The organism is Kitasatospora sp. NPDC057500 (genome assembly GCF_042802195.1).
GTDB lineage: Bacteria > Actinomycetota > Actinomycetes > Streptomycetales > Streptomycetaceae > Kitasatospora.
In genome coordinates this window covers 1-12,612 of sequence record NZ_JBHVER010000217.1, presented here as the reverse complement: position 1 = coordinate 12,612, position 12,612 = coordinate 1, and the positions used below count along the sequence as shown (strand labels likewise).

At 72.8% G+C, this 12,612-nt stretch carries 12 protein-coding genes; 5 read left to right on the top strand and 7 right to left on the bottom strand.

Annotated features, from left to right (window positions below; genetic code table 11):
• Together ACFU74_RS31435 and ACFU74_RS31430 are read right to left on the bottom strand one after the other, a co-directional pair.
• Positions 1-239 (bottom strand): hypothetical protein (locus tag ACFU74_RS31435; protein ID WP_380762963.1); only part of this gene is annotated, 239 nt, incomplete at its 3' end.
• 7 nt (positions 240-246) lie between these two features.
• A complete protein-coding gene (locus tag ACFU74_RS31430) occupies positions 247-876 on the bottom strand; it encodes a DNA-binding protein (RefSeq protein WP_380762961.1) in 630 nt (209 codons plus the stop codon).
• A gap of 202 nt (positions 877-1,078) precedes the next feature.
• On the opposite strand from ACFU74_RS31430, the gene ACFU74_RS31425 reads away from it, so the two are divergent.
• Positions 1,079-3,154, top strand: a complete 2,076-nt coding sequence (locus ACFU74_RS31425; protein WP_380762958.1) for a TOPRIM nucleotidyl transferase/hydrolase domain-containing protein — start codon at positions 1,079-1,081, stop codon at positions 3,152-3,154.
• A gap of 224 nt (positions 3,155-3,378) precedes the next feature.
• Here ACFU74_RS31425 and ACFU74_RS31420 read toward each other — a convergent pair whose 3' ends face one another.
• The 4 genes from ACFU74_RS31420 to ACFU74_RS31405 form a co-directional block, all read right to left on the bottom strand.
• Positions 3,379-4,362 carry a hypothetical protein gene (locus tag ACFU74_RS31420; protein WP_380762955.1) on the bottom strand — a complete coding sequence of 328 codons (984 nt, stop codon included), beginning with the start codon at positions 4,360-4,362 and terminating at the stop codon, positions 3,379-3,381.
• Between the two features lie 122 nt (positions 4,363-4,484).
• Entirely contained in the window at positions 4,485-4,988 is a 504-nt protein-coding gene (locus ACFU74_RS31415; protein ID WP_380762953.1) for an AAA family ATPase, read from the bottom strand.
• A 252-nt stretch (positions 4,989-5,240) separates the two neighbouring features.
• Positions 5,241-6,794, bottom strand: coding sequence for a Mu transposase C-terminal domain-containing protein (locus tag ACFU74_RS31410; protein ID WP_380762965.1), 1,554 nt, complete (start codon positions 6,792-6,794; stop codon positions 5,241-5,243).
• Between the two features lie 250 nt (positions 6,795-7,044).
• On the bottom strand, positions 7,045-8,160 hold the full coding sequence (locus ACFU74_RS31405; RefSeq protein ID WP_380762950.1) for an AAA family ATPase: 1,116 nt from the start codon (positions 8,158-8,160) through the stop codon (positions 7,045-7,047).
• A 624-nt stretch (positions 8,161-8,784) separates the two neighbouring features.
• Here ACFU74_RS31405 and ACFU74_RS31400 point away from each other — a divergent pair.
• Together ACFU74_RS31400 and ACFU74_RS31395 are read left to right on the top strand one after the other, a co-directional pair.
• Positions 8,785-9,195, top strand: coding sequence for a hypothetical protein (locus tag ACFU74_RS31400; protein ID WP_380762947.1), 411 nt, complete (start codon positions 8,785-8,787; stop codon positions 9,193-9,195).
• Between the two features lie 858 nt (positions 9,196-10,053).
• Positions 10,054-10,272, top strand: coding sequence for a hypothetical protein (locus ACFU74_RS31395; protein ID WP_380762945.1), 219 nt, complete (start codon positions 10,054-10,056; stop codon positions 10,270-10,272).
• Between the two features lie 223 nt (positions 10,273-10,495).
• Here ACFU74_RS31395 and ACFU74_RS31390 read toward each other — a convergent pair whose 3' ends face one another.
• Positions 10,496-10,966 carry a hypothetical protein gene (locus ACFU74_RS31390; protein WP_380762942.1) on the bottom strand — a complete coding sequence of 157 codons (471 nt, stop codon included), beginning with the start codon at positions 10,964-10,966 and terminating at the stop codon, positions 10,496-10,498.
• Positions 10,967-11,159: 193 nt separating this feature from the next.
• Between ACFU74_RS31390 and ACFU74_RS31385 the strand changes: the two genes are divergently transcribed.
• Together ACFU74_RS31385 and ACFU74_RS31380 are read left to right on the top strand one after the other, a co-directional pair.
• The gene (locus ACFU74_RS31385; RefSeq protein WP_380762940.1) at positions 11,160-11,726 is read left to right on the top strand and encodes a hypothetical protein; all 567 of its coding nucleotides are present in this window, start codon (positions 11,160-11,162) and stop codon (positions 11,724-11,726) included.
• A gap of 83 nt (positions 11,727-11,809) precedes the next feature.
• Positions 11,810-12,382, top strand: a complete 573-nt coding sequence (locus ACFU74_RS31380; protein WP_380762937.1) for an SMI1/KNR4 family protein — start codon at positions 11,810-11,812, stop codon at positions 12,380-12,382.
• Positions 12,383-12,612: the final 230 nt, after the last annotated feature.

The following is a 12,612-nucleotide window of genomic DNA, read 5'->3' as shown; positions in this document are numbered from 1 at the left end:
GTCGGGTCCAGCAGCGGGGCGATCCGCACCACGTCACCGACCGACAGCCCGGAGGCCTTCGCGACCGCTGCGGCCTGGGCGCCCTCGTACCCCGCCAGCCCGGCCACGCGGCGCGAGCGCTGGGCGGTGAGCTTGTCCAGCTCCTTCTGCGCGGCGGCGACGGCCTTCTCAGCGGCCGCGATCTCGGTGCGCAGCTCGCGCAGACCGGCGAGCTCGGCGGTGTACGACTTCCGGTCCATCAGCGCTTCACTCCCCCTCGGTGGCGGACTGGTCGGTGGTCGAATTGGTGGCGACGTAGGCGATCGGGCCACCGGACACCGACGGCAGGCGGGTGCCGAGCAGCAGGCCCGCCAGGCGGGCGTCCTCCGCATCGGCGGGGGCGGCGGCGTTCGCGGGGGCGGTGAGGTCGGTCAGGTAGCCGGCCAACCTGGCCTTCGGGAAGCGGTACCGGCCCGTGGTGCCGACCGTGCCGTCGGACTCCCACTCGGCCAGGCCGGTCAGCACCGCGACCACGAACCCGGCCACCGTTACCGGCAGCACTCCGCCGACCGAGACCCTCGCCGGATCGCACCGCCACCAGCCCGACAGCGCCGCCAGCAGCTGCGCCTCGTCCAGTGCGGTGCCGAACCCGATCCACTCGCGGTCCGGCTCGTCCACCCGCGCCGGGGCATCCGAGCGCAGCACCGCCACCTCGGGCACGCCGAGCACGGTCAGGTCAGCGGCCGGGCAGATCTGGAGCGCCTGGAGAGCGGCCAGCGGGAACACCTGGCGGCCCTGCTCGCGCACGCCCGGGACCACACCGGTGGCCAGCAGCTTCTTCACCGTCGGGATCGAGCACCCCAGCGCCGTCCCGACCTGCCCCGTCGTCACGAACACACCCACAACCTTCACGCCTATTCATTTAACTTAAAACGCTAGGATGACCCTACGCCTCCCCTCCGGCACTGTCCACGCCTTTTTAGTAAGTCATACAAGCGCGAAAGCGATGAGCTCCGCTTGTCAGGCGAAAAGCCCATTGCCGACCATCGCGGTCTGCCATGCTCCTCCGCATCGGCCAGGCACGGACGGACGGCGTCTCATGAAGATTCACTCGATAGCGGCTCAGGACTTCCTCTCCCTTGCCTCCCTCGACCTCACTCTGAGGCCCGGGACGACGGTCGTCACCGGGCCCAACGGCGCCGGGAAGTCGAACCTGGGCACCGCCGTCGCGCTGCCTCTGCTGGTCCTGGAGCAAGGACTTGGCGGCTCCCGAGACGGCTCCGATCCGTTGGAGCTGTACGAGCGGGCTGGCCGGTTCGGTGCCGCCGCCTACACCGTCAGCCTCGAAATCGAACTGGACCAGCCCGGGGAGCAGGAGTTGGTGCGGTTGTTCGCGGAAGCCGCGGTAGCCGCGGTAGCCGCCAACGCACTCAACGCTCATGGTGAGATAGGGCATCCGGAGAGAGGCGTGCTCGCACTGTTTCCGGGGCTGAACGTTGCAGCGGACTCCGTCACATCCCTGTTTCGCGGCACGCTGCGGATCGCGTTCTCGGCACGCCGCCGGACCCGCTGGTGGGCTGCTTGGGAGTTCGACCACGACGGCCAGCCGATGCAGTGGATCCTCCGCGGGCCCCACGCCGATTGGCTCTGCCGCGGCCAGCTTCCGCCTTGGACGGAGGGCGGCTCTGCTTCGCCGCTGCTGCGGTTCACGGAAGCGGGGGCCGAGAAGCGTGGCAGTGAGGCGCCGATGATCTACCACTTCCTGCGGGAGGAGGCGTCGCCGCAGACAGGGAGGGCGGAACCTGCGGCGATCGACTTCGCCCGCATCATGGCGAACATCGACCCCACGAGAGCGCGTGCCGTCGACGTCCCGGTCCTCACCGACGGCTCGGGCGTCGAGCCATCCGCCATCGCGGCGCTCTCGCACGCCCTGGGCCGCGAACACACGGGCCAGGAACGCTACGACTTCCGTTCCGTCCTCGCCGCAGTACTGCGTCAAAGCCTGGTGCTCACCGACAACCGCCGGCTCCCCCTCGCGCGGGACTTCCCCCTCGCACAGCTGCGGGGTCCCGCCGACCTGCGCGACGGCAGCGCGGTGGCCGCCGAGCTGTACCGCCTCAAGAACGGCAGCATCGAGGAGCAGCAGCGCTTCGCACAGGCACGGACGACCTTCAAGGACATCACGCGGCTCGACCTGCACCTGCAAAGCACCCCCACCGCCGACCAGGGTATGGCGATCGACATCCTCGTCGGCCCGGCCGGCAGCGCCCGCATCGTCCAGTTCGCAGGCGCCGGTGTCCAGGAGTCCCTGCTGCTCGCCACCCTGCTGGCAGGAGAGCCGGGCCGCGTCGTCGTCCTCGACGAACCGGCCGTCAACCTGCACCCCACCGTCCAGCGCAGTCTCTCTCGCCACCTCGCCGACGTGCAGGGCATCGTCATCACGCACAGCCCCGACATGGTCCCCTGCTCCGACATCACGGACCTCGACCGCGTCGTACGCCTCACCCAGCAGTCCGACGGCACCCGCGTCAGCTCCGTGACCGCCACACACCGCCCCCAGCTCGCCAACTGGATGCAGCGACTCCTCCTCTCCGACGTGCGAGCACTGCTGTTCGCCTCGGGGGTGATCCTGTGCGAAGGGGCCACCGAACTCGGTGCCCTGAGCCAGTGGTGGAGCCAGGACCCTGCCGGCCTCGGTGACCCGGGGAGCGCGAACATCGCGATGGTCGACGTGAACGGCGATGCGAGCTTCGGCGGGTACATCAACTACCTGGAGGCGTTCGGCATCCCCTGGGCCGTCATCGCCGACGGCCCGGCGTTCGCTCCCACGGCCAACCTCGGCAAGCAGCTCAGAAAGCTCCGCCTCGCCCCGGACGACCCACCCGCCGCCGACGCCGACTTCGCCGCCTGGCGGGCCTACTGGAGCCGCGCCGGCGTCTTCACCCTGGCCGACGCCTTCGGCACCGGCGGAACGAAGGCCGGCGAGATCGAGGCCTTCCTCGCTCAACTCGACAAGACGCTGCTCGACACCGTCCAGGCCGAGCATCGCGCCAGCAAGCCCCGCATCGGTGCCGCGTTCGCGGCTGCCCACACCGAGGTGCCGGCCGAGGTGACGGACCTGTACCAACAGATCCACACCCACCTCACCACCCGCTCAAACCGACCAACCATATGAGCAGGCCAGCACCTGCAAACTGCGGAACTCCGCCTGCCCAGCCACGGGGGCTCGCCGGGCCTGCCCGACCGCCCAGCCGCTAACGTCGGACGCCGCCCGGATCACGAGGTCACCCCCGTTCTGCAGGCTGCGCTGCCCCTGTCTCGTAGACCGACCCCGCGCTGGCGACGTACGTCCGGCAGGGTTCGTCCGCCGCGCCGCCTGGCCTAGCGATGATGGTGGGGTCAGGAGGGAATATGGATCCCGCATGCGGCAGCCATGGAGCTCAGGCGGTCTTCGCGAACCCCGGTGAACAGTCGCGCCTCGTCCCCAGCGCCTTCCAGGCGGCGGTAGTGCGCCGCGGCAAGCAGCCAAGGTCGCAGCCGAGCCGGAACGGGGAAGACCTCCCTCATGCCGTGGGGGCTGATACGCCCCGGGCCGCACGAGACTGTTGTCGGCAGAGCCAGTTCAACGGCGCCGGGGGTGAGGTCCTGCATCCGCGCGCCGCGCAGACGGTGCGGTGACACACCGGCGAGCCAGGCCGCGGCCAGTGCCCCGGCCTGGACCGGGTGCGCGGCATGACGGCGGATCCTCGCCAGAACCACCGCCGCAGGCAGGATGGCGACAGGGACATCCCAACCCGGGATCAGAACCCGGCCCCGGGCGCAGGGCGGCGTATCCGGGACGCACGGCGTGTGGACGACGGTTTCGTCGAAGGCGTCACGGGCCGCCGTGAGGGTGTCGACGACACGATGGTCAAGGCTGTTGAGCAGGAGTGCCAGGTCGCGCCCCAGGGTGGGGGCGTGCCAGACGAGGGTGAGGGCGGAGCCGGTGGCAGCGTGCAAATCCAGCAGGTAGTGCAGGTCGATGCGCAAGTGGGACCGCAGGACGATGACGTGGCGGACGCCCTCGGCCCACATCCACAAACGCACTGCGCGCTCCGTATCCGATTCCTTCGCAAGGCCCTGCGCCCGCAGGCCGGCAACCGATCTGCCAAGTGCGGTGAGGTGATCGTGAAGAAGGACTGCGGTGCGTGCCGTTCCCACAGTGGGATGGACGGTGATGCGCCCGGCCCAGGGCCGGTGGGCGGCCAGCGCGGCGGCGGTGAAGCGGGCGTCGTCGCCGCGGTCGAGGACCACCGTCACCGGCGGCAGGAGGCGCCGCTGCGAGTGCGCCAGAACCGTTGCGGGGTCCAGCAGCAGGTCGACGGCCAGGAAGCGTGCCGTCATGGTGAGTGATCCGGCAGGCGGCCAGCACTTCTCGCACCTGCCCTTGGCGAGGCCCGGCGGCCCAGCCACTTCCGAGGGCCCGCCCGAGTGAGCTGCGCCGTGCGCGGGAAAAGGCCTGTCGTTCATAGCCGGCTGAACGCCCAACCGAGCACCTCGCGGTCCACCCGCTCCCGCCCCGTTCGTTCCAGGCCGAGGCGCACGTGCGCGGTCAACTGGGCCCAGGCGCGGAAGCTGCCGTGGGCGGCGTGCTGGTCGGCGAAGGCGATGTCCTCCGGGTCGGCGCCGACCCACACCGGGTGGAACAGCGGGATCACCGCGCCGACCTCCTCGGGTGTGAGGCGGGTGAAGTGCTGCCAGATGAAGATGCGCGAGGAGAGCATCGGTTCGCGGCGCAGCACCTGGTGGCAGCCTTCGCCGCCGACGAAGACGATGGCGAGCTGGGTGTAGGGGTCGTCCCAGAGATAGCGGAAGTACTCGAAGGCCTCGCCGCTGAGCCACTGGGCCTCGTCGACGACGAGGGTGCGGGGTGTGCGGGCGAGGGCTTCGCGCAGCAGGGCGTCGAACTCGCTGGGGCCGCGGGGCGGGGTGCCGGGCAGGTCGAGGGCGGCGAAGAGTTCGTGGCGCACGGCGCGGGGGGGGGGTGGGGCGGACGCGGAAGGTGATGCGGCGGATGTCCTCGGCGGGGTCGGGGTCGCGCAGGCAGGTGTTGACGGCCAGGGTCTTGCCGAAGCCGGCGCCGCCGTGGACGCACATCATCGCGCGGGCGTTGATCGTGTCGGCGAGGTCGTCGCGGGCGGCGAGCAGGGCGCGGGTGGTGACGACCTGGGCGCCGGGCAGGCGCAGGTACTGGTCGCTGTCCTGGGGCGGGAGGAGTCCGGTCACGGGGTCGGCTTTCGGGTCGCTTCGGTGGCGGTTCGGGTGGTGGTGAGCAGGCCGGGCGGGGTGTTCCAGTGCCCGGGCGGGGCGGTGGGCGGGATGAGGTCGGGCCGGGCGAGGGCGGTCAGGTCGGTGTGGGTGGAGGTGGCCAGTTCGCGGCCGGCCTCGGCGGCGGTGAGGGTGCCCAGCGTTCGTGGGGCCTCGGGCCGGGTGGCGGCGGCGTAGCGCTCGTGGCGCTGGGCTTGGGCCTGTTCGAGGTCGCGTTTGAGGCGGCGGGTGCGGGCTGTGCGGGCGCGGCGCACCGCCGCGATCTGCTCGGGGGTGGCTTCGTCGGCGAGGTGGGCGGTGGCCAGGTGGCGGCCGGTGGTGGGGTCGAAGAGTTCGATCTCGTGCTGGTGGTGGGGCATGTGGCGCACCCTCACGCGGGTGCCGGTGCGGCCGGTCATCCACGGGGCGACGTAGTAGCGGTTCTTGAACCTCACGCCGCGGGTGGTCACCGCCCTGGGCTCGGCGCGGTCGTCCTCGAGGGTGAACGTCCACAGGTCCCCGGGCGGGATGTCCCTCACGGGCGCGGGGTCGTCCTGCCACGCCTGGAGCGGAGTCCTGCCCTTGAGCGGGGCCGGGCGGTGCTCGGTGTTCCACCACACCATCCAGGCGATCAGGCCGGTGGTGAACTCCTCGAAGGACAGCAGGCCGTGGCGGTCCGCGGGACGGGGACGGCGGCCCGGGCGGGGCTGGTGCACGTAGCCGGGCAGCGCGGCCAGGTGCATCCGCTCCACCGAACGGTTCAGCCCCTCCACCGTGCCCTTCAGGTGCGGGGTGTAGGCGGGCAGGTCCTCGACCTCGACCTTCAGCAGCTCGAAGGCGGCCGTGACCGTGCGGGACAGGAAGTCACCGCCCCGGTCCATGCGGACGGTTGCCGGCAGGCCGCCGACGGGGCCGTAGGGGCCGGTCCGCAGCACGGCGGCGCGCAGCGCGGCCAGGACGGATTCGCGGGAGGGCCGGCCGGGCGTCACGGCGAGGCCGGCAATCGCGTTGGTCGCGCAGTCGACGTACCAGGTGATCCACGGCTGGCGGGCCTGGCCGTCGACGTCCACCAGCACGGGGGCCTGTTTGTGGTCGGTCTCCCACACGGCGTTGCGGTGCCCGCGCGGGCGGGTGAGGAACACGTCGTGCTTGCGGGCGGCCCGCTCCCCCGCTGCCAGTCCCGCCCGCTCCCCCGCGCTCAGGTCCCGCCGGATCGCCCGGTGCAGGGTGGGCAGCGACGGCGGGCGGCCGGGCGGGTCCCGGCGGGCGGCCAGGACGGCCAGCTCGCGGTGGACCGCGGCGACGTTGCCCTTCCACAGGGCCAGCAGATGGCGGACGTCGGGTGTGACGGTGAAGCGGGTGCCGGTCCCGGCGCGGGAACCGGGTTCGCGGGCCGCGGCCGGGTCGCGTTCGGCCGCGGCGAGCCAGCGCCACACCGTCCGCTCGGTCACCGCCAGGTGCCGGGCGGCCAGCCGGACCTGTCGGGCCGTCAGAGCGCGCTCCTGTCGCAGGGCCAGCAGGCGGCGCACCGCCGGTCCGCGCAGCGCGGCCAGGGTCGCCGGAGGAAGAACGGCATCGGCCGCCGTGCCGGTGCCGGCAGCGCCGCCGGCGGCTTCGCAGCCACCGTGGGCGGCCGCGCCGGATCCGGGCTCGGGATGTGAATGGTCGCTCACGCTCTCCTGCCTTCCTCGAAGCCGGGGTGAGGGGCTGCCCGGCTCTGTCTCACGTGGTGCGGCGGCTGCGGTGCCGGCATCCGGGGCCGATGGGCTGGCGGTGGCGTCACAACGGTCCGGTGAGGCGGGCACTGACCCGCTCCAGCAGGCGGCGGTCGACTACGGGGCGGGCCTGGCCGTAGACCTCTGCCGTCAGATGCGAGGTCACCTTCGCCCAGGTCCGGAAGTTGCCGTGCCCGACGTGCTCCTCCACCCACGCAACGTCCCCGGGAGCCACCTGGCCCCAGAGCGGGTGGAACGCCTCCATCACCGGCCCCACCTCGGCCGGGGACAGTCGCGGCACCAGCTCCCAGGTCAGCACCCTCGACGCCAGCGCGGGCACCCTGCGCAGCGCCCGCTCGGCCCCCGCACCGGCGAAGAGCAGCGCCACGTCCGTGTCCGGGTGGTCCCACAGCTGCCGCAGGAACTCCAGCGCGGCTGCGGGCAGGCGCTGCGCCTCGTCCAGGACCAGGACCCTGGGCCTGCGTAACGCCTCGAGTAGCGTCAGGTCCGCCGCGACGGTCGAGTGCGGCAGCCGCTTCAACTCCAGCGCCTCGGCCAGCACCCGGCGCAGCTCCGGCACCGACGGGTTCACCCCGACATGGACCCGCCGTACCCTGACCGGCTCCGGCAGCTGGGACAGCGCGTACTGCAGCGCCACCGTCTTGCCATGCCCCGCGTCCCCGTACAGGCACGCCACCGCGCCCACCGCCGCGACGTGCGCGACGCGCTGCACCACCGACGCGACCACGGGTGTGACGACGACCTGCGCGCCGGGCACCAGGACCGGCACCGCAGCCAGGCGGGTCTGCTCACGCAGGAACACCTGCCCACCAAGCCCCGCGCCACTGACCGTCGCCAGGCCCAACTCGGCGAGCGGATCGGTACGCCGCGGCTCGGCAAGACCCGGCTCCCGCTCGATGACCAGCACCCGGCCCGCCAGGCGGTCACGGCGCACCACCCGGTGCAACGTCCCCAACGGCGGCACCCCCTCCTCACCGCAGGCCAGCATCCGGCGGTGCAGCTCAGCGACGTTCCCACCCACCGCGGCCAGCAGCGCCCACGTCCGGTCCGACATCGTGTAGCCCTGGCGGGCAGGTTTGCCGTCCACCTCGCCGGTCGCGTTCGCCTCCGCCAGCCAACGCCACACCGTCCTCACCGACACACCCACCGTGTCAGCCACCGCCCGCACATGCCGCGACGTCAGCTCACCTACCGCCTGGCGCTCCACCAGACGCCGTACCACCAAAGCCCGGGGCAACCCCCGCCCCACACCCCCACCGTTGTCGCCCATGAACCAGATCCAAGCGACACCGCCCTGAAGAAGGCATCAGATCTCTCACCCCCACGACAGTCAGACCACCCCTCCCGACTACCCACCCGACCAGCCCGAACCCGGCCCTCGGACCAGCACCACCATCAACCTCTCACCAGTACTGACACCAACCCGAGAAGTCGCATGGGGCGAGCGGTATTTGGGGGCCTGGGAGGATCGGGGTCAGGGCGGTGCGCGCCAGTTCCCATCGCCTGTGGCGCGCACCGCCTGCGGGAGCACCGGCGTGGCGGACTTCATGAGATGCACTCGGGCCGCACGCCGGGCCGGCGCCGGTGACCCTTCGTACGGGCGTGCTGGCGGCCGGGCTGTGCGGCATCGGGACGCCGTGCAGTCATGGGCTGGGGTTTCGGCGGCCGGGATGACGAATCCGGGGTCGTCGGCGTTGGAGCGAGGGTGAGCAGCGTTTCCTCTCCCCGCCCTCGGCGCGGTGCCGGGTTTGGGCCACGCGTCGCCAGGCGGGCCTTCGCCGTCGTGGGCCGGGCCCCGCGGTCCCCGCTTCCCTGGTCGCAGGAGTCGGTCGACGACGGACTGCAGAGCCTGCTGGCCGGCCATCAGCGGCTGGTGGCCGCGCGGTGGGAGGCCGTGTTCGAGGACCTGGACGAGGACGTCCTCGGCGAGGTCGCCCAGGAGGCCCGCCAGGACGGGCGGGACCCGGCCGGGGCCGTCGACGTCTTCGTGCGGGGCCTGGTGCGGCAGCTGGAGGACTGGAGGCAGGCCGACGCCGTGCTGGCGAGGGCGCTGGACGAGGCGGCGCTCGGGCGGCCGATGCCGGTGTGGGCGGCCGACGCCCTGGCCGCCGAGCAGGGCCGGCTGTGGGGCGCACGGCAGGCACTGCTGGAAGCCGTTGCCCGGCACCACCACGGCGGCCCCGCGCCCCGGTGAGGCCGGGTCAGCGGGCCGAGGCCGCCTTGGTCTGGTGAGCGCGCAGGATGGCGTCGAGCGCCAGGTCCGCGGTGGGGAGGGTCCTGGGCCGGGACAAGGTGTCGACGAGGAGCCGGGCACCGTCCGGCTGGTAGAGGCAGGCGATCCAGCCGGCCTGTCCCCACGGCCCGTCGGGCAGGGGCGCGGTCCAGCCGATCGGCGTGCTGTCGAGGCGCAGCTGGAGGACGCCCTGGGCGGCGGGATCGAGCCAGGAGCCGAGTTCCCAGCCGGGGCCGAAGGTGGGTCGAGGTCGTCGAGGAGGTCGGGGAAGTCGAAGCGGCGCTCGGGGTCGGTGCAGGCCTCCCGGCGGGCCTGCTCGGCTGCGGCGGCCGCCGACCGCTGGGCTGGCACCGGGCCTGCGTCCGGCTCAGGAGCGGGGGCGGGCGGCTGCTCGGCCGGGGAGGGGGTGGTCGGGGTTTCGCCTCGCGGGGCGTTTGTCTCCTCCGGGACGGCGGCGTCGTCCGGGTCTTCGTCGTGGTCCCAGCGGTCGATCCGCTCGCGCGAGCGAGCCATGAGGCGCTCGTGCTCGGTCAGGTGCGGCCAGCGGGCCTTGTCCCGGATGTCCTGCGCGGCCATGTAGGCGCGGGTGCCGTAGACCGAGGAGGTGTCGGCCGTCCTCGCCCCAGCGGGCCAGGGCGTCGTCGGCTGCTGCACCGGGCGGTGCAGCGGCCGGGTCGGGTGCAGCGGCGCCTGCTTCTTCGCGGGCCTTGGCCTTGGCGCGGTCGACCTTGCTGCGGCAGGACCGGGAGCCGTAGGTGCGCGGCCGCCCGGTGTGCGGCGTCGGGACGGGGTCGGAGCAGCCGGGCCGGATCCTCGCTGGTGGCCGACTGGTCGGTGGCGGCGGTCGGCGGGGCGCTGTCCATGCCCGGGATCGTCACCGCCGGGCCCAACGCGCCGGCCGCCTTTCGCCTCGCTGCCGGGCGCGGGGCGAAACCCGGCGAGGCAGGGGGCAGGCTGCTGTACCGGGTTGTCCCGCTGCTGCACCGGCGTGCTGCGGTGCAGCAGCACTGTTCGGGCGGCTGTGACCTGCGCTGGTGAGGTCGGCGGGACGAAACTCACCGGCCGCCCCGGGGCGGAACTCACCGGAGGGGTGGGGAACTCACCGGCCGTTCGGGTGGTCCCGGCGGCCGACGAGCTGGCCCGCGCCGCATGGAGCCCAGGTGGCACAGCTGAGCTCAGCGCCGCGGCGCTGCCGCCCAAGTTCGCCGTCGTCTCCCGCCACAGCTGGGGCGTCGGCGTCGGACAGCCCGGAACCACATTGTCAGCCGGGAAGACCCAGCAGGTGCCGTAGGGCCCGGTCCTGTCGTACGGCGCCGGGCGGGGCGGTACGTTCGAGGGCGGTGACGAGTCGCTGCCGGTCCCGGCGCCGTACGGCCAGCAGGGGGATCCGGCAGCGTGTCCCGTCGCGGTCCTCCAGCAGAAGCGTGTGCGGCCCCCGATCGCTGTTTCCCTCGGCCGCCACCGATCGCAGTTCCGCCAAGGGGAGGCACGTGCGGCGCAGACCCCGGCGTACGGTGATCCGGCCGCGGCCGATGGTGACGGAGAGCAGCAGCACCACCGCGGGCGCCAGGGCGCTCACGACCGCCGCGATGGCATACACCGGTGCGGTCGAGCCGCCGTCGAGCGCCTTGGGCAAGGAGATCAGCAGGCCGCCCGCCGCGAGGGGCAGCCCGAACAGCGGGCTCGGCCGCACGGAGATCGGCGCGGACGGGGGTAACGCCTTGTCAGTCATCTACTGTTCCTAACGTCGAGAGGTTCGGACCGCGAGCACCGTGAGCGGCACGCATCCCTGGCAAGGAGAGGCGTCCTCTTTGTGCGCCCTCGAAGGGACGGTACCGGGCCGACGGCAGCACGGCTGCTGAACCGGTTGTCCTGCTGCTGCACTGGCGTGCTGCGGGTGCAGCAGCGGCGCTGCGTGCACGGCTGTGACCTGCGCTGGTGAGGTCGGCGGGGCGAAACCCACCTACCGTCCCGGGGCGGAACTCGCCGGGGTGGCGGAGATCTCACCGGTCGGCGGGTTGGTCCGGGAGGCCGTTCTGCGGGTGCGGGGTCGGCTGCGCGGGCTGGAGAGTGGGGTGGTGGGCATCGTGGTGGTGGTCGAGCAGCCGGAGGACCCGGAGCGCCTGGCCGTGCACGCGGCCGACTCCGACCCGGACGTGCCCGGCAACCCGACGGCGGTGACGGTCTTCGGGCTCGGCACCGCGGAGATGGCCGTCGACCCGTGGCGGCCGACCGCGCCGGGTCGCGCCGTCGATCCCGAGGGCGGTGCTCCCGTGGACGGTGAACAGTCCCTGGACGGCGGTCAGCAGCATGCCGGCGGCCTCACACAGGGCGGTGCGTGCCTTTCGGGCCCGGCGCCCCTCGGGGGTGTCCTCCTTCTCGGCGGCCAGCAGGGCCAGCGCCTCGCCGCCGAGCTGGTCGTGGGCCGCCAGCAGCGCGGTCACGGCTTCGGCGAGATGGCTCCCGTGGGCGGTGTGCTGGTTGTCCTCTGACAGCTGATCGTGGCCGATTGCCAAGCGATCTTGACCACTGGGGGCGGTGCGGTTGCCGGCTGCTGCCCTGGCACCCTGCTCGCATGGATGACTTCGTTGGTACGCAGGCCCCGATTCGCCGACTGACCGATCCTGCGGAGGCGGTCGCCGCATTGGAGAGCGCAGTTCCGGGCCTGGCGGCTCTGCGCCTGCCAGAGCCCAGACGCGTCGACTGGCGGCTCGTGGAGGCCGGCCTGGGTACTGCCCTGCCCGAGGACTTCAAGCTCCTTCGCGAGCTCTACCCGACCTTCGGCCTGGGAGGCTTCCTCGGCTTCGGCGGGCCGGAGCGCGGCCACGAGCAGCTCTGGGTGGAGGGTGCGCGCGGATCGCTGGAGGATCTGGAGGAGTTGTGCTCAGAGGCGAGCCTCGCCGCGCCGTTCCACCCCTTCCCCGCGCCGGGCGGGCTGCTTCCCTGGGCCGGCTCGAACCAGGGCGACCTCTTCCTGTGGGCCACCGGTCCTGCCGGGCCGCAGGAGTGGACGGTCACGGTCGCCTCGCGGAGCTCCGCCTGGTGGCACTACACCGGCGGAGCCGTCCAGTTCCTTGCCGACCTGGTCACGGGCACGGTGGAGCCCTGGGCCCTGCCCAGGGTCGGCCCCGACATCGCGAGATGGTGATCGGAGCCGGTCCGCCCGCACGGCAAGCAGCCGCTCGGCGGCTCCCGCACTCACGCGACGGCACCGGCGGCAGCGCACCTTCAACCGGTCAAGATCGCTTGGCAATCGATCACGATCGCCTGTCGGAGGACACTGTGACCCGTCTCAACGAAGTTTGACCGGTCTCACCGAAGTGTGACCGCTTGCCGGACGGACGGGCCCAACCGAAGTTCGTCAACGTCACCGCCCGA

Coding starts and splice junctions, on each gene's coding strand:
- ACFU74_RS31380 (WP_380762937.1), top strand. CDS start 11,810: ATGGATGACTTCGTTGGTACGCAGGCCCCGATTCGCCGACTGACCGAT.
- ACFU74_RS31425 (WP_380762958.1), top strand. CDS start 1,079: ATGAAGATTCACTCGATAGCGGCTCAGGACTTCCTCTCCCTTGCCTCC.
- ACFU74_RS31420 (WP_380762955.1), bottom strand. CDS start 4,362: ATGACGGCACGCTTCCTGGCCGTCGACCTGCTGCTGGACCCCGCAACG.
- ACFU74_RS31390 (WP_380762942.1), bottom strand. CDS start 10,966: ATGACTGACAAGGCGTTACCCCCGTCCGCGCCGATCTCCGTGCGGCCG.